The following is a 5031-nucleotide window of genomic DNA, read 5'->3' on the forward strand; positions in this document are numbered from 1 at the left end:
TATGCGTTCGCCGTTCGGCGATTATGACTTCACCGACGTCACGGTGAATAAATGACCACCACGGTGACTACGCCCCCGGCGTCCCCGCCCCCGGTGACGAGAACCGGGCGGCGTGGCCCGGGCTGAACTCGAGGCCGCCCTGTGGCTCGCCTCAGCCGTTGAGTTGGCGTTCGTCGCAGACGCAGCTGGAACCGGTACAAAGCTGATCAACGCTCTCGCCCCGGAACGACGGCGCCCCGCTGTCGGCGAAGGCTCGCGTGCTGCGCACGGCGTCGCGGGTTACGTCGAGCTCTATATCGACATCTGGGCCGACTGGGCCGACTGGAGCGGCTCGAGGGACGCTGCGCCGCCAGAAGGTTTGAGGGCGACTGCTCAAGTCGACTGACAGCGTCAAAATCAGAGCTTGGCACTCTTCAAGATGCATTGCAAGCAAAAATACGTCTACTTTTCTAATCAATACTGTTAAGAAAAGATCGCTTTTTTCTCGCGGTTCGTCATGCTCCTATTGAAAAGTGGTTACGTGCCCAAACTGCTGTCAGCGTGACCAGCAGTGGAGTGCAGGTCACCTGGTCGCCGCCGGCAGGCATCTAGAACAGGAATACGTCACGGTATTGAGATATTGAGAAATACGTATCCAGATACGTATGCTACGCATGGCGCTCTCTTCATCATTAACCGCTTCTCGAAAGGCTCCCTTGACTGCGAAACAGATGATTATTGGTATGGAGTTGGGTAACACGTCTGGCACCCAGCCTGATGCGTGGCGTTCGCCGGGGGTGGATCCGGTCGAGTACTTGAATTACGACACGCGGATTAGGTATGCGCAGGCGGCCGAGCGTGGCAAGCTTCAGTTCCTCTTTTTCCCGGGTGGGCCCCATGATGTCGACATCGAACGCAACCCGCCCCAACATTCGCCGGACCTGGCGATCCACATGGCCATTCTTGCGCGGGCGACCGAACGTATCGGGTTCGTTGCCAGCGGGTCAACAACGTATAACCACCCCTACACCCTGGCCCAGCAGCTGAAGACCGTCGATTACATCAGCCATGGGCGGGTGGGCTGGAATGTTGTCCCGTCCGGACGTCCCGACAGCGCCGCCTACTTTGGGTCCGAGGTGATCTCTGGTGAGGTCCGCTATGGGCGGGCCCGGGAGAGCATTGAGCTGGTTCAGTCGTTGTGGGGGAGTTGGGGTCGCGAGGCGTGGGTTCACGACCAGAAGTCCGGGCAATACACCCGGCCCGGCGGGGTTACGCCAGTCAGCTTCGAGGGCAAGTACGTGACCTCACGGGGGCCTCTCTATGTCCCGCCCTCTGAACAGGGTCAGCCTGTCATCGTCCATGCCGGTGTGGGGGATAACTCCTTCGCACTCGCGGGACGGTACGCGGATCTCGCCGTCGGCCTGGCGTCCTCGATCGAGGAGGCGCGGTCCTGCCGCGACACGATCCGCCGGTACGCGGCCGAAGCGGGACGGGACCCCGACGAGGTGAAGTACGTGGCCGGGTTTAGTCCCACCATCGCCCCGACGAAGCGTGAGGCACTTGACCGGCGTGCATCGCTCGTAGCTTCACGCCTACCGCAGTGGTTGCCGCAACTGGGCGAACTGCTTGGGGTGCCGCTGAGCATGGCTGACCTGGACCGGGTCCTGCAGCCGTCTGAGTTCGGCGCGCTCCGCGCCCCTAACCCCGACGCGCCAGGCTGGGTTCAGGCTCGCAGCATTCGAGCGCACACCCTCGCGAGCGAGGGGTGGAGCGTCCGTGACATCCTCGCCCAGGGGGTTTTCGATGAGCATCCCGGGAAGGTGGGAACGGCGACCGAAGCTGCCGATCACATGCAGGAATGGTTCGAATCAGGTGCCATCGACGGGTTCTGGGTATGCGCCGACGTGTACCGCGATGGCATCGACGCATTCGTCGACCAGGTCATCCCGATCCTGCAGGACCGCGGACTGTTCCACCGCGACTACGAAGGCACCACCCTCCGCGAACACCTCGGAGCTCGCGGCCAGTACGGCCCGGACTACCGCGTCACCCAGACAGCCAAAACCCTGACCCTCGCCGACACCGCTAGCTGTACGGCCTGAACCATTCTCGACGGCCGCTGACAGCGAAGCTAAGTGGAGGACACAGTGCAGATTGCCGGTACCGTTTGCGACCGAGGGGCAGCGAGAGTGAATGAGCTCCCCGTCCGACTTCGTCCGGCCCGCGGGACGCCGAGAAGCCTTCACTTCTAAAACGGATTAGAAAGGACTTTTTATGACAGTAAAACAAATGATTATTGGGATGGAGTTGGGCAATTTGTCCGGCACCCAGCCTGACTCGTGGCGTGCACCAGGAGTGGACCCCGTCGAGTACTTGGACTACGACACACGGATCAGGTACGCCCAGGCGGCAGAGCGAGGCAAACTCCAGTTCCTCTTCTTCCCCAACGGCCCCTATCACGAAGTAAAAGACTTTGAGCATTATGGGCCTGATATGACACCTGATGTCATGATTCACATGGCCATTCTTGCGCGGGCGACCGAGCGTATCGGGTTCGTGGCAAGCGCATCGACGACGTACAACCACCCGTATTCTCTGGCGCAGCAGCTGAAGACCGTCGATTACATCAGCCATGGGCGCGCGGCCTGGAATGCGGTGGCATCCGGTTATCCTGATGTCGCTGCGAACTACGGGTCCGAGGTGCTGTCTGGTGAGGACCGCTATGGGCGGGCCCGGGAGAGTATTGAGCTGGTTCAGTCGTTGTGGGGGAGTTGGGGTCGCGAGGCGTGGGTTCACGACCAGGAGACCGGGGAATACACCAAGCCAGGTGAGGTCGCGCCCGTCAGCTTTGAGGGTACGTACGTGAACTCACGGGGGCCTCTCTATGTCCCGCCCTCTGAACAGGGTCAGCCTGTCATCGTGCAGTCCGGTCTGGGAGATAACTCCTTCGCACTCGCCGGACGGTACGCGGATCTCGCGGTCGGCCTCGCGTCCTCGATCGAGGAGGCACGGGCCTACCGGGAAACGATCCGCCGGTACGCGGCCGAAGCGGGACGGGACCCCGACGAGGTGAAGTACGTGGCCGGGTTTAGTCCCACCATCGCCCCGACGAAGCGTGAGGCACTTGACCGGCGTGCATCGCTCGTAGCTTCACGCCTACCGCAGTGGTTGCCGCAACTGGGCGAACTGCTTGGGGTGCCGCTGAGCATGACTGACCTGGACCGGGTCCTGCAGCCGTCTGAGTTCGGCGCGCTCCGCCCGCCTAACCCCGACGCGCCAGGCTGGATTCAGGCTCGCAGCATTCGAGCGCACACCCTCGCGAGCGAGGGGTGGAGCGTCCGCGACATCCTCGCCCAGGGGGTTTTCAGTGAGCATCCCGCGAAGGTGGGAACGGCGACCGAAGCTGCCGATCACATGCAGGAATGGTTCGAATCAGGTGCCATCGACGGGTTCTGGGTATGCGCCGACGTGTACCGCGATGGCATCGACGCATTCGTCGACCAGGTCATCCCGATCCTGCAGGACCGCGGACTGTTCCACCGGGACTATGAAGGCACCACCCTCCGCGAACATCTCGGAGCTCGCGGCCAATACGGCCCGGACTACCGAGTCGCCCAGACAGCGAAACCGCAACCCGTGCTGACACACCTCGCGGGGCGTCCATAACGGCCGGACGGGTTCGGACCACACATGGTCATCTCCCACATCTCCCTTGTAGAAGCGTCACCGAAAACGCTTGCTCCACTCAAAACTGAAGGATAATCATGACCCGTTCATCTGCATTGACAAGGATTGCTTTTGGCCGACGTCGCTTGGCTGCTGCGGCCGCCGTTGGCGTCCTTGTGCTTACGGGAGGTGGCGCCCTGACAGGGTGCACCCCGGGAGCATCCAGCTCGGACACGTCCACCTCGGCGGATAGTAATGGCATACTCCGGGTCGGGGTGCTCGGCGTTGGGAGCACGGAAACCCTGAACCCTACGAAGATGGACGCCGAGGCGAGTATCGCGCGGGCTTTCCAGATCTTCGAGCCGCTGGTGCGGATGGGCACCGGCGACAAGATCGTCGAGAACGTGCTGGCTGAGTCGCTCACTCCGAACGGGGACGGTTCAGTCTGGACGTTGAAGCTCCGTGGTGGCGTGACGTGGCATGACGGCACGCCGCTCACGGTCGATGACGTCATTTACACGATGAACTACAACGTCGAGAAAGTGACCTGGGCCGTTAATTTGTGGTCGAACGTGGATCGCGCAAAGCTGAAGAAGATCGATGATCTGACCTTGGAGATCCCGCTCACCGCGCCGAACTTCCTGTACCCAGAGTCACTTGTCGACATTAATGCACTGATCATCAAGGACGGGACGACGAGTTTCGAGCACCCGGTCGGTACCGGACCGTTCAAGTTCGAGTCCTTCACGCCCGGCCAGCAGTCAACGTTCGTGCGTAACGACAACTACTGGGATGGTGCTCCGAAGCTGGCCGCCGTCGAGATTGATTCCATCAATGACGAAACGACGCGGGTGAACGCACTCATGTCCGGCCAGGTTGACGTGATCTCCGGCGTTCCGTTCAGCGGGATCGCGCAGCTTGAAGGGGCCGGGCTCACAGTTTCCAATCAGCCGTCAGGAACATGGGTGGGTATCCGTATGAACACCAAGATGAAGCCCTTTGACGACCCCCGGGTTCGGGAGGCGATGCGCCTTCTGATTGATCGTGAGCAGGTGGTGAGCAACGCCTACGGCGGCAACGCGACGATTGGAAACGATCTGTTCGGCTGGTTCGATCCCAGCTTCGCCAAGCTGCCCCAACGCACCTACGACCCCGAACGGGCGCGGGAACTGCTCAAGGACGCCGGTTACGAAAACCTGACCCTGACGTTGCCGACGACGAACGTCGGCCCGGGTACCAGCGAAATGGTCACCCTCTTCGCCGCGTCGGCAGCCAAAGCTGGGGTCACGATCAACGTCAAGCAGACACCGGCCGCGGAGTACTACGCGATACCGCAGAACGAAAAGCAGTGGACACCGACAGTCTGGGGAGGCCGCCCGATCAGCT

3 protein-coding genes are annotated in these 5031 nt (G+C 61.6%); all 3 read left to right on the forward strand.

Annotated elements, in window-relative coordinates; genetic code table 11:
- The first annotated feature begins 722 nt into the window (after positions 1-722).
- Complete coding sequence (locus BMX78_RS22420) at positions 723-2081, forward strand: NtaA/DmoA family FMN-dependent monooxygenase (protein ID WP_286139234.1); 1359 nt, start codon at positions 723-725, stop codon at positions 2079-2081.
- 172 nt (positions 2082-2253) lie between these two features.
- Positions 2254-3645: an NtaA/DmoA family FMN-dependent monooxygenase gene (locus BMX78_RS22425; protein WP_091424795.1), complete on the forward strand. Its 1392-nt coding sequence runs from the start codon at positions 2254-2256 to the stop codon at positions 3643-3645.
- Positions 3646-3962: 317 nt separating this feature from the next.
- A partial coding sequence (locus BMX78_RS22430) for an ABC transporter substrate-binding protein (protein WP_170850931.1) occupies positions 3963-5031 on the forward strand: 1069 nt, incomplete at its 3' end.

This window comes from Arthrobacter sp. OV608, assembly GCA_900110595.1.
Taxonomy (GTDB): domain Bacteria; phylum Actinomycetota; class Actinomycetes; order Actinomycetales; family Micrococcaceae; genus Arthrobacter.